This window comes from Mesorhizobium sp. M0243, assembly GCF_040321775.1.
GTDB lineage: Bacteria > Pseudomonadota > Alphaproteobacteria > Rhizobiales > Rhizobiaceae > Mesorhizobium.
In genome coordinates, this window is record NZ_JAMYSF010000045.1 from 1 (window position 1) to 26,535 (window position 26,535).

At 64.0% G+C, this 26,535-nt stretch carries 29 protein-coding genes; 15 read left to right on the top strand and 14 right to left on the bottom strand.

Annotated elements, in window-relative coordinates:
* Positions 1-144: 144 nt before the first annotated feature.
* Both NKJ11_RS32040 and NKJ11_RS32045 read right to left on the bottom strand, forming a co-directional pair.
* Positions 145-1,467, bottom strand: a complete 1,323-nt coding sequence (locus NKJ11_RS32040) for a VpsF family polysaccharide biosynthesis protein (protein ID WP_352677598.1) — start codon at positions 1,465-1,467, stop codon at positions 145-147.
* A gap of 1 nt (position 1,468) precedes the next feature.
* The gene (locus NKJ11_RS32045) at positions 1,469-3,571 is read right to left on the bottom strand and encodes a GumC family protein (protein WP_352795062.1); all 2,103 of its coding nucleotides are present in this window, start codon (positions 3,569-3,571) and stop codon (positions 1,469-1,471) included.
* A 249-nt stretch (positions 3,572-3,820) separates the two neighbouring features.
* Between NKJ11_RS32045 and NKJ11_RS32050 the strand changes: the two genes are divergently transcribed.
* The 4 genes from NKJ11_RS32050 to NKJ11_RS32065 all read left to right on the top strand — a co-directional run bounded on the left by NKJ11_RS32050 (position 3,821) and on the right by NKJ11_RS32065 (position 8,123).
* Positions 3,821-5,332, top strand: coding sequence for a glucosamine inositolphosphorylceramide transferase family protein (locus NKJ11_RS32050; RefSeq protein WP_352795063.1), 1,512 nt, complete (start codon positions 3,821-3,823; stop codon positions 5,330-5,332).
* A 118-nt stretch (positions 5,333-5,450) separates the two neighbouring features.
* Positions 5,451-6,635, top strand: coding sequence for an FAD-dependent oxidoreductase (locus tag NKJ11_RS32055; protein ID WP_352795064.1), 1,185 nt, complete (start codon positions 5,451-5,453; stop codon positions 6,633-6,635).
* A 247-nt stretch (positions 6,636-6,882) separates the two neighbouring features.
* A complete protein-coding gene (locus NKJ11_RS32060) occupies positions 6,883-7,914 on the top strand; it encodes a hydroxyacid dehydrogenase (protein ID WP_352795065.1) in 1,032 nt (343 codons plus the stop codon).
* 101 nt (positions 7,915-8,015) lie between these two features.
* Entirely contained in the window at positions 8,016-8,123 is a 108-nt protein-coding gene (locus NKJ11_RS32065) for a putative RiPP precursor (RefSeq protein WP_352585103.1), read from the top strand.
* Between the two features lie 75 nt (positions 8,124-8,198).
* Here NKJ11_RS32065 and NKJ11_RS32070 read toward each other — a convergent pair whose 3' ends face one another.
* Positions 8,199-8,408, bottom strand: coding sequence for a hypothetical protein (locus NKJ11_RS32070; protein WP_023813302.1), 210 nt, complete (start codon positions 8,406-8,408; stop codon positions 8,199-8,201).
* Positions 8,405-8,620 (bottom strand): hypothetical protein, encoded by a 216-nt coding sequence (locus NKJ11_RS32075; protein ID WP_128305548.1) that lies wholly within the window; start codon positions 8,618-8,620, stop codon positions 8,405-8,407. Before NKJ11_RS32075 ends, NKJ11_RS32070 begins: the two co-directional genes overlap by 4 nt.
* A 455-nt stretch (positions 8,621-9,075) precedes the next feature.
* Here NKJ11_RS32075 and NKJ11_RS32080 point away from each other — a divergent pair, with 455 nt between their 5' ends.
* Complete coding sequence (locus tag NKJ11_RS32080; RefSeq protein ID WP_352795066.1) at positions 9,076-9,801, top strand: Crp/Fnr family transcriptional regulator; 726 nt, start codon at positions 9,076-9,078, stop codon at positions 9,799-9,801.
* On the opposite strand, the gene NKJ11_RS32085 is transcribed toward NKJ11_RS32080, so the two are convergent.
* Positions 9,802-10,086: a hypothetical protein gene (locus NKJ11_RS32085; protein WP_128305546.1), complete on the bottom strand. Its 285-nt coding sequence runs from the start codon at positions 10,084-10,086 to the stop codon at positions 9,802-9,804.
* Positions 10,087-10,315: 229 nt separating this feature from the next.
* Between NKJ11_RS32085 and NKJ11_RS32090 the strand changes: the two genes are divergently transcribed.
* The 3 genes from NKJ11_RS32090 to NKJ11_RS32100 all read left to right on the top strand — a co-directional run bounded on the left by NKJ11_RS32090 (position 10,316) and on the right by NKJ11_RS32100 (position 13,746).
* The gene (locus NKJ11_RS32090) at positions 10,316-11,062 is read left to right on the top strand and encodes a helix-turn-helix domain-containing protein (protein ID WP_023813298.1); all 747 of its coding nucleotides are present in this window, start codon (positions 10,316-10,318) and stop codon (positions 11,060-11,062) included.
* A 163-nt stretch (positions 11,063-11,225) separates the two neighbouring features.
* Positions 11,226-11,531, top strand: a complete 306-nt coding sequence (locus tag NKJ11_RS32095) for a hypothetical protein (RefSeq protein WP_023813297.1) — start codon at positions 11,226-11,228, stop codon at positions 11,529-11,531.
* A 244-nt stretch (positions 11,532-11,775) separates the two neighbouring features.
* Complete coding sequence (locus tag NKJ11_RS32100; RefSeq protein ID WP_128305545.1) at positions 11,776-13,746, top strand: acyltransferase family protein; 1,971 nt, start codon at positions 11,776-11,778, stop codon at positions 13,744-13,746.
* A gap of 72 nt (positions 13,747-13,818) precedes the next feature.
* On the opposite strand, the gene NKJ11_RS32105 is transcribed toward NKJ11_RS32100, so the two are convergent.
* Positions 13,819-14,754, bottom strand: coding sequence for an HNH endonuclease (locus NKJ11_RS32105; RefSeq protein WP_023813295.1), 936 nt, complete (start codon positions 14,752-14,754; stop codon positions 13,819-13,821).
* Positions 14,755-14,853: 99 nt separating this feature from the next.
* Positions 14,854-15,447: a DUF6456 domain-containing protein gene (locus NKJ11_RS32110; RefSeq protein ID WP_352795067.1), complete on the bottom strand. Its 594-nt coding sequence runs from the start codon at positions 15,445-15,447 to the stop codon at positions 14,854-14,856.
* Positions 15,448-15,709: 262 nt separating this feature from the next.
* On the opposite strand from NKJ11_RS32110, the gene NKJ11_RS32115 reads away from it, so the two are divergent.
* A complete protein-coding gene (locus NKJ11_RS32115) occupies positions 15,710-15,991 on the top strand; it encodes a DUF982 domain-containing protein (RefSeq protein WP_352551403.1) in 282 nt (93 codons plus the stop codon).
* A gap of 108 nt (positions 15,992-16,099) precedes the next feature.
* Complete coding sequence (locus tag NKJ11_RS32120) at positions 16,100-16,408, top strand: DUF982 domain-containing protein (RefSeq protein ID WP_023813292.1); 309 nt, start codon at positions 16,100-16,102, stop codon at positions 16,406-16,408.
* Positions 16,409-16,657: 249 nt separating this feature from the next.
* Here NKJ11_RS32120 and NKJ11_RS32125 read toward each other — a convergent pair whose 3' ends face one another.
* On the bottom strand, positions 16,658-17,308 hold the full coding sequence (locus tag NKJ11_RS32125) for a GcrA cell cycle regulator (RefSeq protein ID WP_352795068.1): 651 nt from the start codon (positions 17,306-17,308) through the stop codon (positions 16,658-16,660).
* A 114-nt stretch (positions 17,309-17,422) separates the two neighbouring features.
* Positions 17,423-17,689 carry a hypothetical protein gene (locus tag NKJ11_RS32130; RefSeq protein ID WP_352795069.1) on the bottom strand — a complete coding sequence of 89 codons (267 nt, stop codon included), beginning with the start codon at positions 17,687-17,689 and terminating at the stop codon, positions 17,423-17,425.
* 212 nt (positions 17,690-17,901) lie between these two features.
* Here NKJ11_RS32130 and NKJ11_RS32135 point away from each other — a divergent pair, with 212 nt between their 5' ends.
* The gene (locus NKJ11_RS32135; RefSeq protein ID WP_352795070.1) at positions 17,902-18,606 is read left to right on the top strand and encodes an XRE family transcriptional regulator; all 705 of its coding nucleotides are present in this window, start codon (positions 17,902-17,904) and stop codon (positions 18,604-18,606) included.
* 241 nt (positions 18,607-18,847) lie between these two features.
* Here the strand turns inward: NKJ11_RS32135 and NKJ11_RS32140 are convergent, their stop codons facing one another.
* Positions 18,848-19,150, bottom strand: coding sequence for a hypothetical protein (locus NKJ11_RS32140; protein WP_031213614.1), 303 nt, complete (start codon positions 19,148-19,150; stop codon positions 18,848-18,850).
* A 189-nt stretch (positions 19,151-19,339) separates the two neighbouring features.
* On the opposite strand from NKJ11_RS32140, the gene NKJ11_RS32145 reads away from it, so the two are divergent.
* The 3 genes from NKJ11_RS32145 (at position 19,340) to NKJ11_RS32155 (ending at position 20,972) form a co-directional block, all read left to right on the top strand.
* Positions 19,340-19,708 (top strand): hypothetical protein, encoded by a 369-nt coding sequence (locus tag NKJ11_RS32145; RefSeq protein ID WP_023813287.1) that lies wholly within the window; start codon positions 19,340-19,342, stop codon positions 19,706-19,708.
* 89 nt (positions 19,709-19,797) lie between these two features.
* Entirely contained in the window at positions 19,798-20,394 is a 597-nt protein-coding gene (locus NKJ11_RS32150; protein ID WP_128305544.1) for a hypothetical protein, read from the top strand.
* Positions 20,391-20,972 (top strand): hypothetical protein, encoded by a 582-nt coding sequence (locus NKJ11_RS32155; protein ID WP_023813285.1) that lies wholly within the window; start codon positions 20,391-20,393, stop codon positions 20,970-20,972. The genes NKJ11_RS32150 and NKJ11_RS32155 overlap by 4 nt, the downstream gene beginning before the upstream one ends.
* 16 nt (positions 20,973-20,988) lie before the next feature.
* Here NKJ11_RS32155 and NKJ11_RS32160 read toward each other — a convergent pair whose 3' ends face one another.
* Positions 20,989-21,471, bottom strand: coding sequence for an HIT family protein (locus NKJ11_RS32160; protein ID WP_128305542.1), 483 nt, complete (start codon positions 21,469-21,471; stop codon positions 20,989-20,991).
* A gap of 121 nt (positions 21,472-21,592) precedes the next feature.
* Between NKJ11_RS32160 and NKJ11_RS32165 the strand changes: the two genes are divergently transcribed.
* A complete protein-coding gene (locus NKJ11_RS32165; protein ID WP_023813283.1) occupies positions 21,593-22,174 on the top strand; it encodes a hypothetical protein in 582 nt (193 codons plus the stop codon).
* Positions 22,175-22,203: 29 nt separating this feature from the next.
* Here NKJ11_RS32165 and NKJ11_RS32170 read toward each other — a convergent pair whose 3' ends face one another.
* The 3 genes from NKJ11_RS32170 to NKJ11_RS32180 form a co-directional block, all read right to left on the bottom strand.
* Positions 22,204-23,490: a hypothetical protein gene (locus tag NKJ11_RS32170; protein WP_352795071.1), complete on the bottom strand. Its 1,287-nt coding sequence runs from the start codon at positions 23,488-23,490 to the stop codon at positions 22,204-22,206.
* Positions 23,491-23,776: 286 nt separating this feature from the next.
* Complete coding sequence (locus NKJ11_RS32175) at positions 23,777-24,793, bottom strand: ABC transporter permease (RefSeq protein ID WP_352795072.1); 1,017 nt, start codon at positions 24,791-24,793, stop codon at positions 23,777-23,779.
* Positions 24,790-26,352 (bottom strand): sugar ABC transporter ATP-binding protein, encoded by a 1,563-nt coding sequence (locus tag NKJ11_RS32180; protein WP_352795073.1) that lies wholly within the window; start codon positions 26,350-26,352, stop codon positions 24,790-24,792. The genes NKJ11_RS32175 and NKJ11_RS32180 overlap by 4 nt, the downstream gene beginning before the upstream one ends.
* Positions 26,353-26,535: the final 183 nt, after the last annotated feature.

The following is a 26,535-nucleotide window of genomic DNA, read 5'->3' on the forward strand; positions in this document are numbered from 1 at the left end:
CATCAGATGCTGGCCTCCAATCCAGCCAGCATCTTGAATCACAAACATCCGGCTTTGGGAATCCTACGATTCTCTCAAAATAGGAATCGCTCTAGGATGACGAAGCGCGGCGAGCCCAAAGCTAATCGCGGAGGTTTTCGTTCGTCATGTCCAGGTTTGCGCCGGCTGCGCCCTTTGTCTCACCACCACCCGCGCCGGCCGGTAAAGCACCAATGCCAGCACCACGAACTTGGTCAGCAGCGTCGTCTTCGACGCGACGCTTTCCGAAGTGTTGATCAGGATGACCCAGCCCAGCATCGGCAGCCAGATGCCGGCATGGCAGCGGCGCGCCACCTCGAACAGGAACAGCACGAAGCCGAACGTCAGCAAAAGGGTGAAGAAGGCGCCCTGATAGAGGACCGTGCGGATGATCGGGTTCTCGATGCCCTGTTCGAGACCGTTGATGCGGCGCAGGCTGTCGATCAGCTCGACATCCGGCCCCACGATCAGATCGCGCAATTCCAGGTGCTTGAAAAGCTCGAACATCTCGACGCGGGCATTGGCGCTTCCGCTGTCCGACACGAAGCGCTCCAGCAGCGCGTCGAAAAAGCCCAGATATGCCGCCACTATGATGACGACCGGCAGCAGTGCGGCAAGCATGAAGCCGAGTGCCGCACCCAAGAGATTGACGCGGCCCTGGCGCAATTTGGTGGTGCCCTGAAAAAGCAGGTAGCAGCCGCCTAGCACCACCGTCGTCACCATCGCCGTGCGGCCGCCGAAGGCGACGAGTGCCGCGCATTGCAGGCCGATCAACCCTATCCGCACAGGCATCGACAGGGATCTGGCACCGGAGAGCAGCGCAAGCACATAGATCGACGTCACCATGGCATTGGCAAGCGGATGCCCCTGCAGCGCGCTCGAGCGCAGATCGGTGGTAAACGCCACGCCGTCCAGGCGATAGGGGAAGATAAGCGTCTTGGTGGCGAACTCGAAAAGGGCAAGCAGCGCATTCGCCGTCATGACCACGTGAACGACGGTCTGCAGCCCGGCGAAGGTCCGTTCGTCGTCCTCGCTGAGCATCAGGACCAGAAGTGCCGCGGCCACGAACGTATCGATCATGCCGGCCATGCCGGGCCGCTGCCTTGCGATGACGACGAACAGAAGCACGATCGATATGGCGGCCATCAGCGCGCTGGCCGGACGCCTATCGGCGACATGCACTAGATAGCCGACCGGATTGCCGAAGGTGCAGGAGCGCCAGGCAAGCAGCAGCACGATGAGATAGGTGGACGGGTGGATCTTGGTCGCCGGGTTGCCGAACAGGCCATCATAATTGTAGCCGACCAGCCACAGCATGCCGCCCGAGATGCTGAACAGCACCGCTACCGCCGCGATCAGTCCGAAGCGCGTCAGCGCATCGAGCGACGTGCCGGCGCGGGGTGCGGCAACACCATGGTTCGAAGCGCTTGCGCTCCAACTGGCCGCCATATCAGGCGGCCTCGTCGACCAGCAAGGCGGCCGTTGGCAACCGCCCCATCACGGAAACCGCCTGCGCGGTCGTCGTGACGTCGCGCATCGGGGTGGCGTTCAGCGTGGCGACGAGTACGATCTCGTCGGCCATGGCGACCAGCGGCGAGGCATTGAGATTGTCGGCCAGCGCGCCGCCGTCGATGACGACAAGCTCGAAGCTCCGGCTGGCCCGCGCCAGCATCTGCTGCGCAAAATAGATGCCATGCGCTTCCTGGAAGACCGCCTTTGAGCGGCCCCTGCCCAGCACGGCAACATTGCTGCCGGCGGCGTAATGGCTGACGGCCTCGAAGGCATACTCGCCGCGCAGCACATCGAGGATTCCCGGCTGCCGATCCTTCTGGTCGCCGCCGCCGGCATTGGCATCGATGAACAGCACACGGCTGCCCCTGGACGCCGCGGCATCGGCCAGCAGCCGCGCCACCCGGCTGCGCTGCGCGCCCTCGCCCGGCGACGATGTCACCAGGATGGAAGGCACCAGCGGCCAGTCCGCCGGACGCTGGCCCGAACTGAACATGCGCCTCAGTGCAAGGCCGACGACGGCGTCGGTCTTCTGGCTGGAGGCGACGGCGCGCGCCCCGCCGAAAGGCCACCAGCGCCGGCCAGTGCCCGACTTTGCCGGCACCACGCCCAGCACCGGCGCGTCGATCGCCGACTGCATCTGCGCGCTGGAAAGCACCGTCGGCGAGGAATATTCGGCGATCAACGCCAGACCGGTGCCGAGCCCGAGCCCGCCGAATATCGCGCCCAGCAACAGCAGCGGCAAAGGCGGCCAACTCTTCTTCAAGGCGGGCATGGCATTGGAGATGATGCGCGCATTGGTGCTGTCGACATTGATCTGCTCGCGCGTCTCCTGGGCGCGCTGGAGATAGTTCGAGTAGACGGAACGCAGCGCCTCGAGATCGCGCTGCAATTCGCGCAGCCGCACCGAGGCCTGGTCGGTGTCGAGCGACTTGCTCTTCATGCCGGCGACCTTGGCTTCCAGCGCCTGCTGGTTGGCCAGCGCCCGTTCGTAGTCCGTCTCGGTGGCGGTGGCGATGCGGCCGAGCTCACGCGCGATCAGCTGGCGCGTGTCGCGCAACTGCTGCTGGGCTGCGATCAGCGAAGGATGACGCGGCCCCAGCTCCGTGCCGAGCTGCGAGACCTGGTCGACCAGCGTCGCCTCTTGCGCCCGCAGGCTCGAGATCACCGCCGAGCGCATCGCCTCCGAGGTTGCGTCCGCCGTGCCGCTCTGGCGGCGCATCTGGTCGACCTGCGCCTTCAGCGCCGCGGTGCGGCTCTGCGCCGCCGCAAGCTGCGTGTTGATCTCGGTCAGTTCCTGGTCGCTGACCAGATTGCCTGCGGCCATCACCATGTTGTTGGCGGACTTGTAGGCCTCGACGGCATTCTCGGCCTGCTGGACGCGTTTGCGCTGTTCGTCCAGCCGGTCGGTGATCGACTCGGAGGCGTCCCTGGCCATTTTCGCGCGCGCGCTCGCCTGATCGACCAGGTAGGCCTGCGCGATGGCGTTGGCCAGGAGGGCGGCCTTGTCGGCGCTCTTGGCGGTGACGATGACGTCGAGGACCAGGACCTTGTCGGCCCGCTTCACCGCCAGGCGCCGGCGCAGCGCGTCGAGTGTCTGCACCGACCTGTCGCCTTCGGCCGATGCCGAACCGAGCAGGCGCGACAGCAAGCCCTGCCCGTTGAATTCCGGATCCTGCGTCAGGTTTGTCGCCGCGATCGCCCGCATCAGCACGCCTGTCGACTGGACCACGCTGACCTGGCTCTCGACCTGCGTGATGCCGCCATCGGGTGAGATACGGCTGGGATTGACGTCGTTGGTGACCACCTGCAGGTCCTGCGGATCGATGAGGATTTCCGCCGCCGAGCTGTAGAGCGCGGGCGTAAAAAGACCGTAGAGAAGGGCGACCAGCGTCAGCAGCGCGACAGTGCCGAAGATCCAGAACCGGCGGCGCACCAGGATGCGCTTCAGATCACCCAGTTCGACAGTCGAAGCTGCGTATGATCCCGCGCGGGCCGCATCCGGAGAGTGTTGCTGAGGAACCATGGGCAGGGATGATTGCATGGCTGCCTCCGACAATACTCCATATGCCGGCAAGATCAGTTTGCGGCGCTAACCTAGCTATTCCTCCAACTGTTAAAACATTGTTAATTATGTTGAGAGGTGACGTGAATTTTGGCACGCGGTTTGCTTAAAAATATACATATCGAGGTGTTGGCTACGCAGCGAGCGGAGACGGATGCGGATGGGGCTAAAATTTGACCGGATCGGCCTGGCCGGCAAGGCCGGACACCGCCTTTTCGGACCTCCACCATGGAGATAAGTCTACGCCTGGACGGCGACTGCGTCCGCGCCTTTCATCTCACGCTGCTGGAGCGCCTTGCCGCGCTCGGCGACGTCGAACTGTCCGTCGATGTCAGGCCGGCGGGCGGCGGCATTCCGCGCAGCGCCGCGGCCCTGTTTCAACTCGAAACGGCGATACACGGACTGGCCCATGATGGACTGGCCCATGATGGACTAGCCAAGCGTGTGCCGCTTTCGGCGCTCGCGCCCTATCGGCGGTCCCCCGCTTCGCCTGACCTGGTCGTCGATCTCTGCGGCGATGTCAGGCTGGAAAGCACACGGGTCTGGCGCGTCACCTATGACGGCGCCAGCGGGGAAGCGGCCTTGCTGGCCCTGATCCTCGCCGGCCGCACGCCGCTTGCCCGCATCGATGAGAACGGCGTTGCGATCGCCGCCGGGCGTCTGGGCACAGAATATGGCGGCATCGCGCTGGCGTCCTTCCAGGATATGCTGGCGCGCACAGCAAGCCTGATCGTCGCTGCCATGTCAGGCGCGGCAAAGTCGGTGCCCGATCTGCCAGAGCCGGCGCAGGCAGGCAGCCCGCCGCCAATGCCCTCGGCCGGCAAGCTTGGGGTCAGAGCCGGCAAGGCGCTGGCGCGGCGGATCGTCCAGAAGATCTATCACCTTTGCTACAACGCGCCGCATTGGAAGGTCGGCTGGCGGCAAACCGGGGGTTCCGATCTGTTCGACCTGCGTGCGCATCCGGCGTCGGGATGGCAAGAGCTGCCGGACGATGGCAGCCGCTTCTACGCCGATCCGTTTCCCATCCTCTACCAGGGCCAGCTGACCCTGTTCGTCGAGGACTATATTCACCGGCTCGGCAAGGCCATCATCTCCGCCGTGCCCTTCGGCCCGGCAGGCCCGCTCGGACGACCTGAACCGGTGCTGGATCTGCCCTACCATCTCTCCTACCCCTTCGTCTTCGAGCGCGACGGCGAGGTCTGGATGGTGCCGGAAAGCTGCGCCAACGGCACCGTCGATCTCTACCGGGCCACCGCCTTTCCCGGCGGATGGGTCAAGGAGGCGACGCTTCTGTCCGGTGTCGTGGCCAGCGACGCCACGCTTGTCGAGCATGGCGGCGCCTGGTGGCTGTTCGCCACCGTCCGCGACGGCGGCGGCGCCTTCTCCGACGCGCTGCATCTGTGGTCGGCGCCGGACTTTCGCGGCCCCTGGACGCCGCATCCCAAAAATCCCGTGCTGATCGACATCGCCTCGGCGCGCCCGGCCGGCCGCATCGTCAGGCGCGGCAACGACCTGCTGCGCCCGGTGCAGGACTGCCGCAGGAGCTATGGCGCGGCGCTTGGCATCGCACGTATTTCTCACCTTGATTTGATCGGCATGGAGCAGGTCGTTGAAACCATCTTGCATTCAGGTGCGCTATGGAGTGGGCGTAAACTTCACACGCTCAACGAGGCTGGCGGCTTTGAGTTCATCGATGGCTCGGCGATCGCACCGCGCTGGAAGCAGCGGGTCCGCGATTAACCTAACCATTGGTTACTACCAGGCACGCGCACCGGTTGCTTGCGGTTGATTTAGGTCCGGAAGATATTTTCTACCGGAGATTGTGAAACGTGCAGTTGCAACCAGAAAGAGCAGCAGAATGAGTATCTCAGAGGCTGGCCCGGCCGAAGTCGATGTGGCGATCGTCGGCGCCGGAATGGCTGGGACCACCTTAGCCATGCTGTTGGGAAAAGCCGGGCGCAAGGTGGCGCTGATCGATCCGCACCGCGTCCACCACGAGGAGTTCCGGGCCGAGAAGATCGGCATGGATCAGATGCTGCTGTTCGAAAAGCTCGGCCTCGATGCGACACTCAAGCGTCTCGTCACCTCGACGACCGACACGCATGTGTTTCGCCTCGGCCAGTTCTTCGCGCATGAGAAGAAGGCTGAATTCACATTCTCCTATGGCGCGCTGATCAATGGCCTGCGCGACGCCTTGCCCGCGCAAGTGCCGCTGACGGTCGGCAAGGTAACCGAAGTCTCGACTGGACCGGACCGGCAGCGGCTTGTGCTGGCCGACGGCACCATCATCGATGCCCGCCTGCTGGTGGTGGCAACCGGCCACGGCGAGGCGGTGCGGCGCGCTGTCGGCGTCGAGCGTATCGAGCAATCGAAGGCGCATTCACTGTCGATGGGATTCGACCTCGCCATCTCGCCGCGTAATTTCGGTCATCAGTCCGTCACCTGCTACAGCAGGCGGGCTGCCGACCGTATCGCCTACATCAGCATCTTTCCCCTCGGCGACAAGATGCGGGCGAACATGTTCCTCTATCGCAATGTGGCCGAAGCGTGGACGCGGGCGTTTCGCCAGGAGCCGCAAAAGATGCTCTGCGAGCTGATGCCCGAAATAGCAGCGCGATGTGGCAACTTCGAAGTCGCAAGTCCTGTCGAGGTCAGACAGATCAGTCTGAGCACCACGCAAGGCCATCGCCGCGACGGGGTCATCTTCATCGGCGATGCCTTCTGCACGACGTGTCCAGCACCGGGCGTCGGCATCGGCCGGGTGATGACCGACGTCGATCAGCTCCATTCGGTTCACATTCCACGATGGCTCGAAACACCAGGCATGGCGGCTGACAAGATCAACGCTTTCTATGACGACCCGGTCAAGGTGGCTGCCGATGAGGATGGCATGCGGGTGAGTTACTATGCCAAGTCGATCACCGCCGGCACCGGACTGGAATGGCGCGCAAGGCGCCTGCGCAACAACACCGCGCGCCAGCTGATGATCATCGGCCGCAAGGTCCGGCATCTGGGACAGCGGCGGGCGCCCAGCATGGCGTAAGCCCGCGCTCTCTCGGCGGAAAGGCGCGGGCCGATCTGAGGCCCCGATCTTCGGCAGGCGATGGAGGGCACCACATGCCGCAAGCATCAACTTTTAGAGACGGCTAGTGTTCCGTCTGGCCCCGCTTGGTCCTGCCCAAGGGCTGTGCTGAACGCGCTTGCAACAGCGCCCCGTCTCGCCTCCCCGCGCGATGTTGTAAATCGTTTCATCCAGGGTATTTTGGCCATCGGGAACAGAGGGAATAGTCATGTCCAACAGCACCTTGCCGCTGGTTATCAGTGCGCCGGAACCACGCACGCTCGACCTGATCTTCACAGCCCGGCAGCTGGGGCGGCTCAAGGCGCAATATCGCATTGTCGAGACGACCGCTGACGGCGTCGCGAAACTGCCGGCCGACGTGCTGGCGGAGGCGCGGTACATCATCGGCCAGCCGCCCATATCGCCCGAAACGCTCGACCGGATGAAGGCGCTGCGCTGCGTCTTCAATGTCGAGACCAACCTCATCAACAACATGCCCTACGAGACATTGTTCGCGCGCGGCATCCATGTCGTCACCACCGGCCTGGTGTTCGCCGAGCCGGTCGCGGAGCTTGGCCTTGCCATGGCGCTCAACCTCGCCCGCGACATCGTCGATGCCGATCTCGCTTTCCGCCAGGGACAGGAACTGTGGGGCGGCGACGGCAACCAGACGGCGCGGCTCTTGTCCGGCGCCGATGTCGGCATCATCGGTTTCGGCGATCTCGGCCGGGCGCTCAACCGGCTGCTGTCGGGTTTCCGCACCCGCACCAAAGTCTTCGATCCCTGGCTGCCGCCATCCATCCTCATCGACAATGGCGTCGAGCCGGCCTCTCTCGACGAGGTGCTGTCGACCAGCGACTTCATCTTCGTCGTTGCCTCGGTGACCAGCGAGAACCAGGGTTTTCTCGGTGCCGAGGCCTTTGCCGGCATGCGCAAGGGCGCTGCCTTCATCCTGCTCAGCCGCGCCGGCGTGGTGGACTTCCCGGCGCTGATGGCGGCGGTGAAGAGCGGCCACATCGTCGCCGCCAGCGACGTTTTCCCCGAAGAACCGCTGGCGCGGGACCATCCGGTGCGCGCCCTGCCCGGCTTTCTGCGCTCGGCTCACCGTGCCGGCGCGCTCGACATCGCCTTCAAGCGCATGGGAGATATGGTGCTGGAGGACATGGACCTGATCGACCGCGGCCTGCCGCCGCTGCGCTCCAAGCGCGCCGAGCGCGAAACGGTTTCGCGCATGCGTTCCAAGCCGGCCGACAGGAATTGAGGCATGGATTTTCGTCCCCTCGACCGACCCTCGACAAAGTCGGCTTGACAAGAGCGCGGCCGGCGATGACGCTGCCGCAATCGAACTTTGCGGAGGAAGCCATGAACATGAAGAAGATCTATGAAAAACCGATGCTGCTCAAACGGCAGAAACTCTCCGCCGTGACGGCGCAGCAAGCCACTTCAGGAGTGATAGGGCCGACAGGCTGACGCCTCGCGGCGTCCAATAAAGGCAGCATTGGACGCGCCCGCGGGTCGGCGGCGAAACGGCAGTCGCTCGCAACTTCAGTGTTCATGGCTGCTCTTCGCTCTGCGGGCAACCGCTTCCATAAAAGAGCGCGCGGCAGCGTCACAAGCCGTTCTGGACGGTCCGTTCGCGGACAGCACGACCTCCGCGGCCTTCCGCGACATGCCGTATTTCCGGGCGAAGATCGCAGCGTCGTAAGGTTCGTTTTTGGCTGCCGGTGTCGCGGACGTGATCCTGGCCTTGGTCATTGGCGGGTCCGCCTGAAACTTTCGAGCAACTCGCCTTCATTGCGGCAGCCATTCTGAAACAGCGAAAACACCGTGGCTGCCAGCCGCTGTACGTCCGACTGCCCTGACATGCGGTCAAGTTTGCGCTCCAGGCAGACCCGATCGAAGACGCGCTGGCACAGCTGCAGATCGGAAGGATGGAAACCGGGATTGCGCTTATGAAGGCTCGACATAAGAAGCCCCTTTCGGAGCAGCGACCACTTCCTTTGACGCTGTGGATCAAAAAATGAAATCGGACTGAGCAAGAGTCAACATCGGCCTCATCACAGTAAGTATCGTACAATTCTCCCGCCGGTCTGCCCTTCTTTTTTCGAACGGTTCTCAGGCCCAGCGCGACATGGCGCTTTGTCATTAGCCGGCGGATTTTATCGGCCCTCACCGTGATCCGACGCTCTCAAGATATATGTCGGTTTTGTACCAAGTGGCGCTTGGTACGTTTCCGACACTAACATTCAGGCCGATCTTTTCATATGCGAACGGGCGTTGGGGGGCGCCGTGCTTCGAATTTCACATCGCATTCATAGCTTTATTCGTTCTGCGCCCCTATACATAGGCGATCGTCCGCACGTTTTTACGGGCACGGACGGCTGGGAGATTGGATGGCTCTTGCCCTGCATTGGGCCACGCCATGTCTGATCCCAACAAAAATCATCAATACCGAAACCAACTGCTGCGACGCATGCCTGCGGATGATCTGGCGTTGCTCGAGCCGCACATGCAGCGCTGCGACTTGCCGCTACGCATGATGCTTGTGACCCCGAATATTCCGATCGAGGCCGTCTACTTCATCGAACAGGGCATCGGTTCGGTGGTCGCCAGCACGGCGAGCGGCCAAGAGGCCGAAGTGGGCTTCATCGGCTTCGAAGGCATGACGGGATACTCCCTGGTGATGGGCGACGACCGTGCGCCGCATGCCTGTTATGTACAACTGGAAGGCGAGGCGATCCGCATCGAAGCCGGCGCATTCAAGGCAGCATTGGCGGCAAGTGCGACCATGCGCATGTTCCTGCTGCGCTTCATCAACGTGCTACAAACCCAGGCCGGCTGCACCGCGCTCGTCAACGCGCGGCTGAAGCTCGAGGAGCGGCTGGCGCGATGGCTGCTCATGTGCGACGACCGCGTGCCGGGCGAACATCTCGCCATCACGCACGAATTCCTGGCCATCATGCTTGGTGTCAGGCGGCCGGGCGTCACCGTTGCCCTTCAATTGCTCGAAGGCCGCGCGCTGATCCGCTCGCGTCGGGGCGAGATCGTCATTCGTGACCGCGCCGGGCTGCTGGAACTTGCCAATGGCAGTTACGGCGAAGCCGAGGCCGAATATGCAAGGCTGATCGGCGAGATCGGCGCGCCCTGATCAGGAGCGGTCGCCGCCGGCATCCGGCTTGCCCGATGTCGCTTTGCCGGGCAGCGCCGCACCGCCTTCAAATGCGCCTCGGCCAATCGGCCCATCCCTGCCGACCGGCAAGCCGGCATGCTCCAGACTTGCAAGCTTGCACTTCGTCTGCTCGGCCGCCGCTCCGACAAGGCAGTCGATGGTGAACATGGCACCGGCGTGCTCGCTTGCCGCGACCGCCTGGCGGATCTTCGTCAATTGCGCTTGTGTGTAGTCCAGAAGCTCGACCAGGCCGGTATGATCCAAACCGCCCTCCATTGCAGGATGTCGAGAGGCCGATCTGAGGTCGCTCTTGCCACCGAAATACGCCCATTTGCGGGGCTTGCATAGCCGGACTGTCAAAATCGTACAGTCTACGCGCCACGGGATCCTCGCCCTATTGGACAAAGGTCCATCTTCGCACCCTCGCTACGTCATGCAAGTGTATATAAGCTATCGCTTTAATACTGGTCCGTACGTCTGTCGGGGAGATGTCGTGCCAATCCGCGAGAATCTCGCCGCCAATCTCAGGCGGCTGGTCCAACGCCACGCTTCCGTCAGCGCGGTGTGCCGTGAGCTTGGCATCAACCGCACCCAGTTCGAGCGCTATCTGCAAGGCAAGGCGGTTCCCAACAAAGCCACCGCCAGGCTGATCTGCGACTATTTCAAGATCGACGAGGATGAGTTGTATCGTGAGCCGGCCGCCGCGGCAGCCAAGGGCGACAGCAATGCAACGTTGCGCGAGGCACTGTACGAGAACATGGTGCGGCCGCCGTCGCCCGCCATCGCCGGAGGCACCTATTTCACCTATTTTTCGATCCCCGGCCGACCCGATTTTTTGATGCGCTCGGTCACCTTCGTGCGGCGTGAGGCCGATCTCGTCACCTTCAGGCGGGTAACGCGCTGGGCTCCGGGCGATGGCCAGGGGGGTTCGAGAATGCCCGGCAACCATTACGGCGTGGCGATCTCGCGCCTGAACTGGATCTATTTCACAGGCATCAACCGCCGCCAGACAAGCGAGCCCTCGATCATGACCGTACAGTGGGCGCCCATCTCCGAACCAGTTCTGGTCGGCAGGGCGATCGTCCTCACCGGATCGGGGCCGGCCTTTGTGTCGGTCATCATGCGGCAGGACGTCACCAGGATCAGCATGAGGCGAGCGATGCTGATGGCCCATATCGTCAGTCTCGACGACCCCAGCGTCGATCGGCTGGTGGTCAGTCTTGCACGCGAGACCCGCTAAACTCGCTTTCTACGGGAAAAATCGGGGAAAGTTTCAAGTTTTTCGACTATATTTTTCTTCGTTTCGGGATTTTTGCGCAAAAAATGCCGGAACTTTCACCCAAACCTGTCGTTTTCCAACTGATCGTTGCTTCGACGATCCCAAGCAACAGGAGGAGTACACCATGAACATCAAGATGATCTGTTTCGGCGCGATGACGCTCTCGATGGTTGCCGGCTCCGCGCTTGCGGCAGGCGACACCGGCACGTCGGCTCTCGACGATCCGGCCAAGATGCAGCCCTTCTACACCGATAGCGGCATGAAGACGATGGTCAGCAACGACGACTTCGTGAAGGCCTGGAAGGCCCTTACGCCGGACGACCAGACCGCGATGATGAAGGCCTGCGAGGACGAGGCGAAGGACGCCACTGCGGCCAACAGCCATCCGGAATTCTGCAGCAGCGTGAAAGCGAACGGCGGCAGCAAGTAGCAATCCAGCGAACCGATGAGAAACAGCCCCTTCGCGGGGCTGTTTTGCGTCTGCCGCAGGGCGCGCGGCCAAGCCCGCCACGCAACGATCAAGCCCGGCCGGCGCGCCGGCCCATTTCCATTCCTGCTATGTTGCACTGCGACAAAATTGTTTTATGTTGCACTGCGATAAATTTGTTGCATTGCGATATCAGCCTGCCCGGCCGACGTTGCGCAGGGGCTGGGCCTTGCACGAAGGAGCCGTCGTGGCAGCATCGTTCCGGTCGGACATACAAGGATTGCGCGCGCTCGCTGTCGGCGGTGTCGTCGCCTACCATTTCGGCCTCACCGCGCTCCCCGGCGGCTTTGCCGGCGTCGACATCTTCTTCGTCATCTCGGGCTGGCTGATAACAACCCACCTCATGCAGGAGATCGGCGAGACCGGCCGGCTCGACCTTTGGCGCTTCTATGCCAGGCGCGCGCGGCGGCTTCTGCCGGCAGCTTTGTTCGTCATCCTGGTTACGCTGGCCGCCGGCTACTTCATCCTGGCGCCGCAGGAGCAGGCGCTCTATTCGCGCGGCGCCATGTTCGCCTCCGCCTATGCCATCAATCTGTGGCTGCTGCGCTGGTCGTTCGACTATTTCGCCGCCGACGCCACCAGCAATCCCTTCATCCACTTCTGGTCGTTGTCGGTGGAGGAGCAGTTCTATCTGGCCTGGCCGGCGCTGCTTCTGCTGGCCGCTTGGCTGCGGCCGGGCCGGCGAACGGCCGCAGCCGTGATAGGCGTTGCCGGCCTTGCCTCCTTCGCCGCCTGCCTGTGGCTGACCAGCGCCGCTCCGGCCTGGGCCTTCTATTTCTCGCCGCTGCGCGCCTGGGAGTTCGCCGCCGGCGGCCTGGCGACGCTGGTCCCCATGGCCTTGCTGCAGCACCGCATCTGGCTGCGGGCCGCACTTGGCTGGCTCGGCCTGGCGCTGATCGCGGCCGCCTATCTCTGCCTCAGCGAAGACCTGCCCTTCCCCGGCTGGTACGCGCTGCTGCCGGTTGCCGGCACCGTGCTGGTGCTGCTGAGCGGCGTCGGCGGGGAGCAGACCAACGGACGGACCGGCTGGCACGCCCTTGGACCGACCGCCGCTTTGTCGCTGCCGCCTTTGCAATGGATCGGTACGCTCTCCTATTCGCTCTATCTCTGGCACTGGCCGGTCATCGTCTACGCCGGGATGCTGGCGCCCGATCTTACCGTGCCGCAGCGCCTTGGCTGCGGCGTGCTGGCGCTAGCGCTGTCGGTGCTCACCTATCACCTCATCGAGAACCCGGCGCGGCGCGGCGCCTGGCTGACGGTGGGCGCTCGCGCGCTCGCTCCGGCGCTCGCCCTGACCTGTGCCGGCGTGGCGGTCGCCTATGCCAATGCGCATCTGGCCACGCGCAACATCGGCCCCGAGCAGCGCGGCATCGAGCAGGCGGTCGAAAGACCTTCCATCGCGCGGGCCGTCGACAAGAACTGCCTGGCCGACTTCCAAACGGTGACGCCGAAACCCTGCATGTTCGGCCCGGCCGATGCCACCCGCACCATCGTGCTGTTCGGCGATTCGCACGCCGACCAGTGGTCGACGCCGCTGATCGAGGCGGCCAAGCGCAACGACACAAAGGTCATCACCTATCTTAAATCATCGTGCCGCGCCTCGCGGCTCTCCACCTTCAACACCGTGCTGAAGCGCGACTACACCGAATGCGACGCCTGGCGCGAGCAGGCCATATCAGAGATCATCCGCCGCAAGCCGCGCCTGGTGGTGATCTCCGAATTCTCCATCGGCAATCTGACCCGCGACCTGCCCGCCGCCGAACGCACCGCCGAAGTAGCGCGCTGGCAGGCCGGCCTGCGCTCGACCTTGCAGGCCTTCAGCCGGGCCGGTGTCGAGACGGCTGTTATCCGCGACACGCCGATTAACGCCAGCTTCGCCGGCTCCTGCGTGGCGCGCACCCTGTGGTGGCGCGAAGCCCCCTCGCCGCACTGCGATACGCCAAGGGCGGACGCCGCCAACGACAGCACCGCCGCCGCCGAGCGCGCCGTGGTGACCAGCGTACCCGACACCCGCTACATCGACCTCACCAACCAATTCTGCGGCCCGACCACCTGCCACGTCGTCATATCAGGCAAGCTGGCGTTTCGTGACAGGCACCATTTGGCGACGGGCTTTGCCGAGACACTGGCGGGGCCATTGGAGAGGGCCTTGTTTTAGAGGTTCCCTTCTCCCCGTCTATACGAGGAGAAGGTGCCGGCAGGCGGATGAGGGGCGGCGCGGCGCGGCAAATCAATGCGCCCCCGCGAACAGCTCGCGATGATGAGCCAGAAACGCCGGATGTGGCATCAACCGCGCATCCTTGGGCCAATGCAAACCCTGGGATTCCGGACGGAAGAGATTTCTCAATTCGCTCGGCACCCGGTTGTGCGCGACCAGCAGTCGATGGTTTTCGTCTATCGAAATCAGATGCCGATCGAACAGCCAATGCACGGTGGCCGATAGCGCGATGCCGTTCCGGACAACATCCGGCCCGCCGACCGCGACAGGTTTGATATGAGCGGCCTGAACCTCGGCCCTGCCGCCACCATTGATAATGCGCAAGCCGGTGACTGCGCATTTATCCTCATAAGCACGGCAGACTTCCAACCGGAAGGTGGCGTCGCGGATTTTGCGGTTCAGCAAGATCTGTTCGACCCGACGATCGACCGTCTCGGCAAAACCGGGCTGTCCGGCAAAACCAGGCTGGATCGGCCATGGAACATCCAGCGGCAGCATGTCGGGGCTGAGCCTTCTGGCGTTGGCAGGGTCAAGTGTCTCATTCAAACCAGCCAGCACGATGTTGTCGAAATCCTCACTCAGGATCGGGCGCATCGACTTGCCCTGCACGGCTTGGCCGACGTGGCTGGGGTCGAGAACCTCGCGCAACAGCGCCTCCGCGTAGCGGCCATCCTTAACGAAAGGCACCGGTGTAGGAAATTCGAGATAGTCCGTCACATGGGCATAGTAACGGTCGGATCGGTCAGGATCCGGCAAGACATCTGTTACACGCGCATAGGCGATATACGCACGACGGCCGCCATTGCGCTGCGGTTCGCGAAACAGCACCCAGTCGCCAATGGCGTTCCGGGCAGCGTCCAGATAATTGCTGCGAGCGGGGAATTGATAGCGGCGGGTGATGTCATCGTCGTAGCCAGAACCCGGCTTCACATCGAAAACGGCTTTCACGATTCTATTCCTGGGAATGCAAACGCCTAGGCTAGCGATGTTTTACGCATCGTGCGAGCCATCCGTTGCACCATCTCACCACCTCACCACCTCACCACCTCACCTCCTCATCATCATCCCGTAATGCACCGCCAGCAGATCCAGCCCCACCTTCAGCAGCTTTGTCACCACATTCCGGCCCTCGCCGGTCTGCTCGGACAGGCGCTTGAGGGAACCGTCAGCGCAGCAGACTTGTCGCACCACGGCGGCCACCTCCCAATGGCCTAGCGCTCTTGTGGCGGCGGCATAGGCCCTGCCGGCGTCGAGAACGCTGTCGGCGATGCCGCCGCCCTCGCGGCCGCCGTCGACGCGCTCGGTCCAGCGCATCGGCTTGACATCAGCCTGCTGGCTGCAGCGGAAATCCTCGCGGTAGCGCAGGCCTGCCTCGCGCTGCTGGCGCGACAGCGAGGTGATGCCGATAAGCGCATCGATGGCGCGCACCCGCACGATGCCGCCGGCGGCGGCGTGGCCGTCATTCGACACCTCGTAGACACGAGCAGCCTCCAGCGTGCCCGCCGCCAGCCGCTTGCGGCCGAAGGCGTCATCCCTGAGCGCGAAATCATGGCCGATCTGGCGGCGTATGCGCACCTGCTCGGCCTCGCCCTTCGGCAATTTCGGCGCCTGCGGTTTTGCGGGTATGGTCTTTTTGCTCATGGAAGGCTCCTGGTTGGCTTGGGATGATGGAGGACGGCAAAGCGGCGATCCTTCGCGCTGTTGGGCATCTCCCCACATGGTCGGCAGGGCGGAGAGGGCCGCCGTTCGGTTGGCCTTCGTTGAACCGGAGGTCGTCCGTTGAACCGGAGGTCGTCGCCTCTTCGCCGCTGCGCCAGCATCCTTGCCGCCCGGCATCCAGGCTGATGGAACCGGCGCGAGCTTTCGACGTTATGTCGCGTCCACGCCAAGGGGAGGTTCGCCGATGACAGCCTTCATGCCGGTTACCGTGCGCTTTTGCGACAACAAAACCATGCTGGTCAGTTCGGTGGCCGGCGCAGCCGAGGCACTGCGCCACCAATGGCCCGACAAGACAGCACCTGGTTATCTCGAGGCGACGCGGCTGGTTACGCTCGCCGTCGACGGCACCTGCTGCCAGCGCATCGCATTCGACGCCTTCACCAGGGCGGCCAAGCAACAGAACATACTGGTGGCCAGGCCCAAAAGCCGCGCCCATGACTGGCTGAACGCGGTGGCTAGTCCATGAGGATCGCCAGCCAGCCGAAAAATTGATGCAACCGCCCGCCAGCGGGGCGCGTTTAAGGATGCGGTAGACAGAGCCGCGCGCAAAGCGAAGGTGAACGCGGTGGGTACGATGAAAACCGGAGTGCCGCTCAAAGTGCGGGTGGAGGATGAGGTCGAAGAGATCGACAGCGTCAGCGAAGCCGCCGATTTTCTGCAGCGCTGGCCGCTGGAGCGACGCGGCCATGTCTACCGCAGCGCGCTTAACGCCTGCAGCGCGGCGATCGCCGCGCAGATTTCCGAAGCCGACGCCATGAAGGTGTTTACCGGCTTTGCCCGGGTGACCGGCATATTGATCGCCGAAGGCAACCCGGCGATGGCGATGGACGCAAGGAGCATGCAGAGCCGCACGCCCAAGCAGGGCCGGCAGATGCCGAAGTAAGATTCTGGCGATTTTGCTCCGGGCTTGATTCATCTCAGATCCTCCACCTCTGTGCGGCGAGGCAGCCCCCTCACCCAGCCTCCGCTTCGTTCGGCTGACCATTCCGGGGCGAGCCACGTGTCTCGCCCGTCCTTCGGACCCCGAGGGGAGAGGAGACTTGCACCGTCGGTGCCCTCCTCTTCTCCCAGCGGGGAGAAGGTGGCCCGAAGGGCCGGATGAGGAGGCTGGCGCAGCAACGGGGGAGCGGGCTCATCCCGCCACAAATACGCGGCGCTGGAAGCGCGCCTGATGATAGGTGCAATAGCTTTTCAGCGCCGTGGTGCGCATGCCGCAGCACAGCATATCGGCGCCCGGCCGGCTGCCTGGCGCATCGTTTTCAGAATCCTCCTCCACCGTCAGATCCAGCGGCGCGCGGCAGCGTGAAAACAGGCAATCGACGAAGCGCATCGCCACGCCATGCGGCTGCCGGCCGATGGCCGCGCGCGGCGGCGCCGGCACCTCCAGGCGATAGGCTACGCCGTCGGCGATCAGCACGCCCGCCTCGCGCACGAACGAATGGGCGCGCCTGGGCCGGGCCACTTCATGCGCATGGATATCCTTGGCGGCAAGCACGCCATGCATCTTGCCGACGGCACGCGTCGCATTCGCCGACATGCCATCGGCCCGCTTGCTTCCAGCGCGCTTGCCCCCGGCCTGTCTGGCTCGCGGCGGCGGCCCCTTGCCATTGGCAAAGCCGATCGCGCCCAGCATGGCGTTACGATGCACGATGCCGATGATGGCGTCGCGCGACACCGGACTGCCACGCAGCGCGGTGAACGCGACTGCAATCCTGGAGGCTGAAAGCCCGTCCTTCAGCCAGCGGCCGATCTCGTGCAATTCCGCGTCGCTATAGCTTGCCATATACCAGCTCCATCCAAAGTTCGGCCGCGCGCCGTCGGGCAGCGTCAAGGTTCGACCCGGTGGCCGGGCCGCAGTCAGGTTGTTTTTCAAGAGCCGGCTGTCAGCCGGCCAGCCTCAGCCGGATTGGGCCGATTTCCCGCCGGCAAGGTGCAAAAGCCGCGCCTCGGCCGTGTTTCTGTCCAGGGCGGAAACCGCCCTGCCCGTTAGCCTGTCCAACAGGATGACGGTGCCGTCCTCGGTGCGGATGCAGGATCGGCCAGCCGGAAAAACAGCGCCGGCGCCATGCCGGCCGAATTGGGGACCGGAGCCGCTGGGAGCGGCGGCTCCGGCCGTTCCGGTCGCCGGAAACAGGCGGACCGGACCCGAGGCTGGTGCAGTCAAGCACTGAGCCTCGGGCTTCACCCCGGCCGGGGAGGAGGACGGCCGGGGCGGAAGGGAATGGGCGGCGGTTATGACCGCCGGATGCGCCTCGCGTGAGGCCGGCGACTCGGCGCCATCAAAGCTGGACAGGTTTTGCATGACCAGATATAAGCATAACTCGAAAGAATATGCAAGCCATTCTTTCATAGACGAGAGCCGCTTTCATCGCTCACATGGGCGCCATGGCAAAAACGGAACTGTCGATCAAGGTCGGGGCGGCGATCCGCAAGGCGCGCAAGCAGCGCGGCCTGGTCATGCGCCATATTGCGGAGCACAACGACACCGATGTCGCCGCCGTCGGCAATTGGGAAACCGGCCGCAATCTGCCCAAGACCGAGAACCTCCTGAAGACCGCCGCCTTCCTGCGCGTCGACCCGGTGGCGCTCGGCAAGGGCGAGGTCGTCTTCCTCGACGATTCCGGCCCGGTGGCCGATGCCGAGATCGTCACCGATGCCACCCCCCTGCCCGCCGGGCCGATGGATATCCAGGTGCTGGGCGCCGCCGTCGGTGGCGATGACGGTGACTTCACCTTGAACGGCGAACCCGCCGGCTACGTCCAGCGCCCGCCGGGCATCCGCAACCTCCCCAAGGTGTTCGCGCTGCACGTGCTTTCCGATTCCATGGTGCCGCGCTACGAACCGGGCGACATGATCTATTGCGGCGGCCGCGATGCCGTACCCGGCGACCATGTGGTGATCGAGATGTTTCCGGAAGAAAACGGGCACATCGGCAAGGCCTTCATCAAGAAGCTGGTCAAACGCACGGCGGGCGAGTTGGTGGTCGAGCAATACAATCCGCCGAAGACGCTGACCTTCAACCGCTACGCCATCAAACATGTCTGGCGCGTGATTTCGCTGAAGGAATTGCTGGGGTATTGAGGAGCGCTTCTTGCCTTCTCCCCTTGCGGGGGTGAAAGGCGGTCCGCACAGCGGACGAAAAGCCAATTGCTTGGCTTTTCGAGCCTTGAACGCCCTGAGCTTGCGAAGGGCCGGGTAGCGCAGGATCCACCTGCCGGGTCCCCGCTGCTTCGCAGCGCCCCGGCGTTCGCTGGCCTTTGATCGTGCCACTGGCACGATCAATTCGCTTACGCGAACCGGCCGTTCACCCTTTCGACAAGACTCAAGCCCGCCGCGCTCCCTCCAGCGGCACCTCGCGATCGCTCAGCATCTGCGCTTCGCTACGCACGCGCTGGCGCTCGTCGATGAAGGCCGCCTGGATCGTAACGGTCGCCCCCGGCAGTCCGTCGGCACGGCAGGCCGAGCAGACGATGCGGCCCGACAGAGCGGCAAGCGGCGTGTTCCTCGTCACGCCGAACCGCTTCAACTGATCGGGCCGCCACCAACGGTTGCGGCCGCAATCCGCGCACTCGACCGAGATCGAGGCGACATGCGCCATTGTTGGTTCCCTGCCCGGCAATGCCATCGCCCCTGCCTCGTCTTTGTTCCTGATTTGTTCGCATATTCCTGTGTTTTGCGCCCGGAGTCGAGTCGCAGTTTTCAAACTTTCCCAGAAGTTTTTCTTCTAAGGTAATTTGAGTTATGCTTTCACGCTGGATATGCAAATGTGAGTCGGAGCACGAACCCGCCCATTGCATCAAACCCGGGAGCGATAATGGACGCCCTTGCCGCCGATTTTGCCCGTTCCTGCGGTTACGCCGGCGACAGCCTGGCCCTGCTTGAAGCCTTCGAAGCCATCCGCCGCAACGGCATCGCCCACGCCCGTCAGGATCACGTCAGGCGCAAGGCGGTGATCGACGCGTTGAAACCGTCGGAGGCGCTGTTCCTGGCCGCGATTGGCCCGGCCCTCTCGGCGGAGGAGGCCATCGAGGACGCCGTCCGCTTCATAGCCTGCTGGCGCAACATACCGCGCTGGCGCCAGGAGCGGCGCCTGCCCGACCTGATCAGGGCCAAGCAACAGCGGCTGGTGGCGCGGTATTTTCGTCGCCATGGCCATCTTCTATGGGCGCGCGAAGCAGCGTGAGGCTGGACCAGCCATTTGCGGGTTCCATCAGCAATTTTTTCTTTCTAGACTGCGCAGGGGTGGCTGATCGTCGACGTGCATAGTTTGGAATGTTCAAGACTGCCCGCTTAAAATTTCAAACCTGGATAACGGCCGGCGCGGGAACCATCGCCGCCCTGTTCGTCGCCGGCCTGATGGGCGCGTTCGGCGCCCTGCCCCCCCACGCCCCGCCGCAATTGCCGCCCGATGCCGGCATCGATGCCGGGCGTTGGCATCTCAAGCCGGTGCGTGCATATGTCAGCCGCGCCAAGGTCTATGGCGTGCCGCTGAAACCAGGCCAGAAGGCGCTGGTGCTGGAGGTCGACCTGACCAATCGCACGGCGCAATCCGACAAGGCCTATTTCAATGTCTTCACGCCGGACGGACTCGCTCTGCTCGACGGCCTGCCGATGATCGCGCTGACCCGTGATTCGACTCTGACGCCGGAACTGCATCCCGGCATGACCGAACGCATGGCCTATGTCTGGCCGCTTGCCGGCGACGCCATCGTGCCGGCAAATCTCAGCTTCGGCATCATCGCCGAGATCTTCAAGCCGCGCGACAACCTTTACGGGACGCCCGGCTGGTTCAATCCCACTCGGCTCGGCACCGTCACCTTGCCCGTCGTCGACCTGCCCGTGGCAGACTCACGGAAAGGCGGCTCATGAATATCCGGGCCATCGGCAATCTCCTGATCCTCGCCACCACCGTGGCGCTGAGCTACGGCATGCAGGTGTCGAAGCCGCATTATGCCGAGCTCACCGCACCGATCCCGGTCGACGGCGCCGTCCACGACACGGTGCGGGCGCGCAGCTTCGCTGTCCGCCTCGACAGAGTGGTCTTTGCCCGCACGCTGAAGAGCGACCAGTTCGGCCAGGAGAAGCTTTTGACGACCAGCGGCCTGTGGGCGGTGGTGACGACCAGTCTCACCGCCACCAGCACCTCCACCACGGTCGCCGACGGCACCTGGCAAGGCCCGACCGGCCTGCGCTACCACCAGAGCGAACGGCTGGGCTACCGCCAGGACATGCCGCCGCATTCCATTGATCCGGGGTTGGAAAGACGCGGCCTGTTCATCTTCGAGATGCCGCCCGACCAGATCCCCGGCGCCAGCCTGCTGGTCGCCGCGCGCCGGTTCGGCCCGCTCGACGCCCAGGCCCGCATCAGCCTCGACGCGGTGCCGACCGGCGCCGATGGCCAGCCAGCGGATGTCTTGCCGCAATACGATCTTGATGCGCGACTGTAGGAAGGGGCGCGCAAGCCTAACTGCCCATGACCTGGCGCAGCAATGCAATCACTTCCGCAACAGAAGGACCTTCGACAGGGGGTGGATCGGCCCGCTCACAAAATTCCCTCCAAATAAACAGCGTGAGTTCCGCGCCATCGGTGCCCGGTTCGCTTGACGCATCAGTGAACTGTTCAAGGGATCGATATCGATGGTCGGACCAGAAGAGCCGTTCGACCCAGTCATAGACAGGTATCAGGTGAAAATGGAACGAATGACCCGGAGAATGGCCGTAGCGACTGATGTAGAGCCGGTTAGGCCGCAGCCGCGACGTCAATGCCTTCTGAGCTTCCGCAAGCAATGGGCCCAATTCGGCCAGAGCCGCTTGCGGCAGTTCCAAGAGGTTGTTGGTCGGCAGCTTGGAACCAAGCACCAGGTACCCGGGCAGAGCAGAGTCAGTCCGGTGGCTCAGGAGCCAGAAATCCGTCGCGGAAATCTGAAACGGTTCGGGACTCTGCAAATTTTGTTCTCCGATGCAGGGAGCTCAATCGTTTCAGAGTAACCCAGCTTGAACCCAAAGCAATTCCGCAGCGCAGTTTGCGCTCGAAACTCTCAACACTGAGCAAGACCAAGGCAAAGGCATGACCGCAGTTTCGACCGATCTCGAACCAGCCGCCGACGAAGGCCGAGAGACCGAGAAAAAATGGCGCCGGCGCGGTCTTGCCGCGCTCGCTATCCTGCTGCCGCTGACGCTGGCCGAGACCAGCTATGACAGCGTCCGTGAATGGCTGCACGGCGACGACCTCATCGCCAGGGATGTCGAGTTCGGCCAGTCCGTGCCATTCGGCGGCAGCGAGTGGCGGCTGGCCGATCTGCGCGGCGGCAAGGCCGGCCGCTTGCCCGACCACGCCTTCGCCGTCATCGCCACCTTTGCGGTAACGGTTGGCGACCCCGATCTGCAAAAACAGTGGCTGGGCTGCAAGGTGATACTGACCGACGCCGCCGGGCGCCGCTGGCTGTCCGACTTCATCTCCGGCGTCGGCCTGCCGGACGGCGTGATGAACTGCACCTCGGCGATCTTCTCCGGCGCCAAGAAGGGCGAAATCATCACCGTGGGCGAAACCTTCATCGTGCCCGAGGACGCCATCAAGACCATCCGCCCGGCTGTCGGATTGGGCAGCGAGCGGCCGTGGTTCCTGCGCTTTCAGAGGCCGCCGAAGTGAGCGTCCTTCTCCCCGTAAACGGAGAGAATTCACTTCCCCGCCCGCTTCGCCATCGAAAACGCTGTCTCCAGCACGGCGGCGAGAAAGCATATGCGCAGCGGCTCGATCAGGATGCCGGTGGAGGAATCCTGGAACGGGCTGCCGAACAGCAGCGTCACGCCATGCGAAAAAATCTGCCAGACGTCGAGCTCGTGCGGACCGATCAGCCGCGTCGTGCCCAGCCATAGCCAGGCAGCGCCCCAGTCGAGCAAGCGGTAGCCGACGACCAGCGTGCACAAAAGCACCAGACTGGAGCTGACTGTCAGCCGAACCCCGTTGGCGATCGGCAGATAGCGCGAGCGGTAACCGGCGATGAAATGCTCGACGAAATCACGCAGGAATTTCGGCAGGCCGACATAGCGCCGGCCGGCGCGCTCCAGCCGGCCGTGCACGCGCATCAGGGCGGCATCGTCGCGCACGTCATAGCCATAGATCAGCGCCGCCATCACCAGCCAGATCAGCGGCAGCAACATGAAGAAGAACAGGTTGACGGCAACCGTCGATGGCGCGATCGACTCGACCGGCACCATGGGGGCGGCCGAGGCCATCGGCACCGGGTTCGCCAGCCCGTCCACTGAGGCCTGCAGGGCCGACCAGAAATTGCGGCTCATCAGCCATTGCAGCGCCGAGTCCTTCCAGCGGCTGATCACATAGAGGCCAACGAAGATCCAGTTGGTCTCGCAGATCACCACGACGATCTGCCAGAACGAGGCGGCTTTCGTTTTCGTCTGCATGAATTTGGCCAGCCGGTGGATCAGCCAGGACACCGCCACCGAGACCAGCAGCCAGCGCGAATCGAGCACGTCGAGCACATTGGCGCTCTGGCCGAAATCGGCCTGGTCGAGCGTGGCGCGCGAATATTGGCGAACGATGTCGCCCAGAAATCCCCAGGCCGCGTAATAGGCGAAGAACGGCAGCAGCGCGATGGTGATCATCCGCACCAGCCGCGAGCCGCGCCGGTCCACAGCACCCGGCTCCTTGACGGCTTGCGCCTCGGTGGTTGCGGCCTTGTCCGCGCTGCGCTGCGCGGCCAGCACATGCGGCAGGCCGGGGCGCAACACATGGAACATCGCCACCGTCACCACCAGCTGCGCCAGCGCCACCAGCGTCAGCATCGCCAGCCCGGCGAAGTGATTGGCCAGCGCCACCTTCGCCGCGAGCTGCATGAGGAGATCGCCGACCAGCACGCCGGCCAGCACGAGTGCCACGAGTTGCGGCCAGAACCGCCGCAGCAGCGAAAAACTCAAGGTGATCGGTCTGATGATATCGGCCAACATGAGGTTCTCTCACGATGCCACCCGCCCCAAGTCTTTCTAGCAAAGCATGCTTGTTTTGCAAGGAATGGGGGTCCCTAGCAAGCGCAGGTGCGAGGCACCCCCCTCTGTCCTACCGGACATCTCCCCCGCAAGGGGGGAGATTGGACGTCATGACTGCTTTCGCCAATTTTCAACGTTGAAGAGAAAGCGGCGAGGACGAAGCTGCCAATCTCCCCCCTTGCGGGGGAGATGTCCGGCAGGACAGAGGGGGGTGCCTGGGCGCCAACCGCTCCTCCCCCTTTGCTCCTCACCTTCTCACCCGCGATTTCAGCCACCGGTCGAACGCCACCGCCAGGATCAGGATGAGCCCAATGACGATGCTTTGCGTGTAGGACGAGACGTTGTTGAACTGCAGCCCGTTTTGCAGCACGCCGATGAGCGCCGCGCCCACCACCGTGCCGCCGACAGAGCCGATGCCGCCGAACAGCGAGGTGCCGCCGATGACGACGGCCGAGATGACCGTCAGCTCGTAACCAATACCGGCGACTGCTTCGGAGGAGTTCAGCCGCGCCGACAGCACGAAGGCGGCAAGCCCGGCAAAGAAGCCGACGATGACATAGACCGAGACCAGGATGCGGTCGACGCGCAGGCCCGACAGCCTTGCCGCCTCGGCATTGCCGCCGACGGCATAGACAGCTCGCCCGTAGCGCGTGTAGCGCAGCACGATGTGGCACAGGATGGCGGCGGCCGCGAAGATCAGCGCCGGCACCGGCACGGGGCCGATCAGCCCGGTTCCGAACCAGCGCATCGAGGCGTCGAAGCCCGAGATCGGGCCGCCGTTTGAGATGGTCAGCGTCAGCCCGCGAAACACCGTCAGCCCGCCCAGCGTGACGACGAAGGGCGGCACTTTCAGCCGGGTGATGACAAGCCCCTGCACCCCGCCGGCAGCAGCGCCCACAACGACGGCGGCCAAGAGCGCTGCGAACCAGCCGAACCCTTGCGTGCCGCTCGTCGACAGCGACAGCGTGTTGGCGGTGCCGCCCTTGGCGACCACGGCGGCGACCATGCCGCAGAAGGCGAGCAGCGAACCGACCGACAGGTCGATGCCGGCGGTGAGGATGACGAAGGTCATGCCGAGCGCGATCAGCCCGGTGATCGATATCTGCCTTGTGATGTTGAACAAATTGATCGGGTCCATGAAGCTCGGCTTCAGCACGGTGAAGACGATGATCAGCGCCACCAGGAACAGCAGCGGCCCGAAGCTCATCAAAAGCCGCGCGAAGTTGATGCCGCCGCGCTGATCCTGTTCCCCCGCCACGCTCATAGTGTCTCCTTGCGGTCGAGTGCCATCAGTTCCATCAGTCTTTCCTCGTTTGCCTCGGTGCCCGGCATCTGGCCGGTGATGCGGCCCCGGCGCATGGTGACGATGCGGTCCGACACCGCAAGCACCTCGGGCAGCTCGGACGAAATCATCATCACCGCAATGCCGCGCGCCGCAAGCTGCACCAGGATCTGGTGCACCTCTGTCTTGGCGCCGACATCGACGCCGCGCGTCGGCTCGTCGACGATCAGCACTTTCGGATCGCGCGCCAGCCAGCGCGCCAGGATCACCTTCTGCTGGTTGCCGCCCGACAGGCCTTCGATCGCCTGCTCAGCCGAAGCCATGCGGATCGACAGCATCTTGCGAAACCCGGACAGCGCATCGCGCTCGCGCCGCTCGGCCATGAAGCCGAAACCGTTGCTGAAGCTGCCCAGCGAAGCGATGGAGAAATTCGGCAGGATGCCCAGCGCGGCAAAGATCGCCTGGTGCTTGCGGTCCTCCGGTAGCAGGCCGATGCCGAGCGCAATGGCGTCCGCGGGTGATGCCGGGGCGATCGGCTTCCCGTCGAGCGTGATGGTGCCGGCCGCGATGCGGTCGGCGCCGAAGATGGCGCGCGCCAGTTCCGTGCGGCCGGACCCCACAAGCCCAGCAACGCCGAGGATTTCACCGGCCTTGAGGTCGATGTCGACGCCGTCGAGCACGATGGCGTGGGGCGCCTCGGGGTCGCGCACGGTCCGCAGACCGCGCACCGACAGCACGACATCGCCGGCAACCGCGCGCTGCGCCGGCCGGGCGTAGAGCTCGGACGCCGCGCGGCCGACCATCTTCTCGATGATTTTGGGCAGCGCGATCGGGCCGCCCTCGCGGTTAAGATGCCCGGCCAGCCGCCCGTCGCGCAGCACCGTCATGCGATCGCATATGGCGGACGCTTCCTCCAGCCGGTGGGTGACGAACATGATGGCGACCTTGTCCTTGCGCAGCCGATCCATGATCGACAGCAGCCGCTGCACCTCGGTCTCGGTCAGCGCCGAGGTCGGCTCGTCCATGATGATCAGCCGGCTTTTCAGCGACAGGGCGCGGGCGATCTCGACCAGTTGCTGTTCGGCCACCGACAGCGCCGACACCGGCGTCATCGGGTCTATGGAGAGACCGACGCGGGCGATGATCGAGCGCGACTCTTGCTCCATGCGCCTCCAACTGACCAGCCCGAGCGGACCGATCGGCGCGCGGCCGATAAAGATGTTTTCCGCCACAGTCAGCGTCGGGATCAGGCTCAGTTCCTGGTAGATGGTGACGATGCCGAGCCGCTTGGCATCCTGCGGGCTGGATGGATGATAATCGGCACCGTCGAAAGTGATGCGGCCGCCCGACGGCGGCATGACGCCCGAGAGGATTTTCAAGAGCGTGGACTTGCCGGCGCCGTTTTCGCCCAGCAGGCCGAGGATTTCGCCGGGGCGGATGTCGAGCGAGACATCGCTCAGCGCGGTGACGCCGGCGAAATGCTTGGTGATGCCCTCGACGGCAAGCAGGATGGGCTCGGGCGATGCGGCTTCAGCTGGCAAGGGTTGCTCCTCTGATGCAGTTCATGCCGGCACGCTCAGCACTTGAACACACCCCTCTGGCCTGCCGGCCATCTCCCCCGCAAGGGGGTGTTTGGACCGGAGACATCGCGAACAGGTGTGCGAGGACATCGCGAACAGTTTGGCGTGCTTTGCGCCGGGAGGTTCGCGATGCCATTTGGGAAC

What these genes read in the sequence shown, in the direction of transcription:
- NKJ11_RS32040 (WP_352677598.1), bottom strand. Translation starts at nt 1,467, where the DNA reads ATGGCGGCCAGTTGGAGCGCAAGCGCTTCGAACCATGGTGTTGCCGCA.
- NKJ11_RS32045 (WP_352795062.1), bottom strand. Translation starts at nt 3,571, where the DNA reads ATGCAATCATCCCTGCCCATGGTTCCTCAGCAACACTCTCCGGATGCG.
- NKJ11_RS32050 (WP_352795063.1), top strand. Translation starts at nt 3,821, where the DNA reads ATGGAGATAAGTCTACGCCTGGACGGCGACTGCGTCCGCGCCTTTCAT.
- NKJ11_RS32055 (WP_352795064.1), top strand. Translation starts at nt 5,451, where the DNA reads ATGAGTATCTCAGAGGCTGGCCCGGCCGAAGTCGATGTGGCGATCGTC.
- NKJ11_RS32060 (WP_352795065.1), top strand. Translation starts at nt 6,883, where the DNA reads ATGTCCAACAGCACCTTGCCGCTGGTTATCAGTGCGCCGGAACCACGC.
- NKJ11_RS32065 (WP_352585103.1), top strand. Translation starts at nt 8,016, where the DNA reads ATGAACATGAAGAAGATCTATGAAAAACCGATGCTGCTCAAACGGCAG.
- NKJ11_RS32070 (WP_023813302.1), bottom strand. Translation starts at nt 8,408, where the DNA reads ATGACCAAGGCCAGGATCACGTCCGCGACACCGGCAGCCAAAAACGAA.
- NKJ11_RS32075 (WP_128305548.1), bottom strand. Translation starts at nt 8,620, where the DNA reads ATGTCGAGCCTTCATAAGCGCAATCCCGGTTTCCATCCTTCCGATCTG.
- NKJ11_RS32080 (WP_352795066.1), top strand. Translation starts at nt 9,076, where the DNA reads ATGTCTGATCCCAACAAAAATCATCAATACCGAAACCAACTGCTGCGA.
- NKJ11_RS32095 (WP_023813297.1), top strand. Translation starts at nt 11,226, where the DNA reads ATGAACATCAAGATGATCTGTTTCGGCGCGATGACGCTCTCGATGGTT.
- NKJ11_RS32110 (WP_352795067.1), bottom strand. Translation starts at nt 15,447, where the DNA reads ATGAGCAAAAAGACCATACCCGCAAAACCGCAGGCGCCGAAATTGCCG.
- NKJ11_RS32115 (WP_352551403.1), top strand. Translation starts at nt 15,710, where the DNA reads ATGACAGCCTTCATGCCGGTTACCGTGCGCTTTTGCGACAACAAAACC.
- NKJ11_RS32120 (WP_023813292.1), top strand. Translation starts at nt 16,100, where the DNA reads ATGAAAACCGGAGTGCCGCTCAAAGTGCGGGTGGAGGATGAGGTCGAA.
- NKJ11_RS32125 (WP_352795068.1), bottom strand. Translation starts at nt 17,308, where the DNA reads ATGGCAAGCTATAGCGACGCGGAATTGCACGAGATCGGCCGCTGGCTG.
- NKJ11_RS32135 (WP_352795070.1), top strand. Translation starts at nt 17,902, where the DNA reads ATGGGCGCCATGGCAAAAACGGAACTGTCGATCAAGGTCGGGGCGGCG.
- NKJ11_RS32140 (WP_031213614.1), bottom strand. Translation starts at nt 19,150, where the DNA reads ATGGCATTGCCGGGCAGGGAACCAACAATGGCGCATGTCGCCTCGATC.
- NKJ11_RS32145 (WP_023813287.1), top strand. Translation starts at nt 19,340, where the DNA reads ATGGACGCCCTTGCCGCCGATTTTGCCCGTTCCTGCGGTTACGCCGGC.
- NKJ11_RS32150 (WP_128305544.1), top strand. Translation starts at nt 19,798, where the DNA reads ATGTTCAAGACTGCCCGCTTAAAATTTCAAACCTGGATAACGGCCGGC.
- NKJ11_RS32155 (WP_023813285.1), top strand. Translation starts at nt 20,391, where the DNA reads ATGAATATCCGGGCCATCGGCAATCTCCTGATCCTCGCCACCACCGTG.
- NKJ11_RS32165 (WP_023813283.1), top strand. Translation starts at nt 21,593, where the DNA reads ATGACCGCAGTTTCGACCGATCTCGAACCAGCCGCCGACGAAGGCCGA.
- NKJ11_RS32170 (WP_352795071.1), bottom strand. Translation starts at nt 23,490, where the DNA reads ATGTTGGCCGATATCATCAGACCGATCACCTTGAGTTTTTCGCTGCTG.
- NKJ11_RS32175 (WP_352795072.1), bottom strand. Translation starts at nt 24,793, where the DNA reads ATGAGCGTGGCGGGGGAACAGGATCAGCGCGGCGGCATCAACTTCGCG.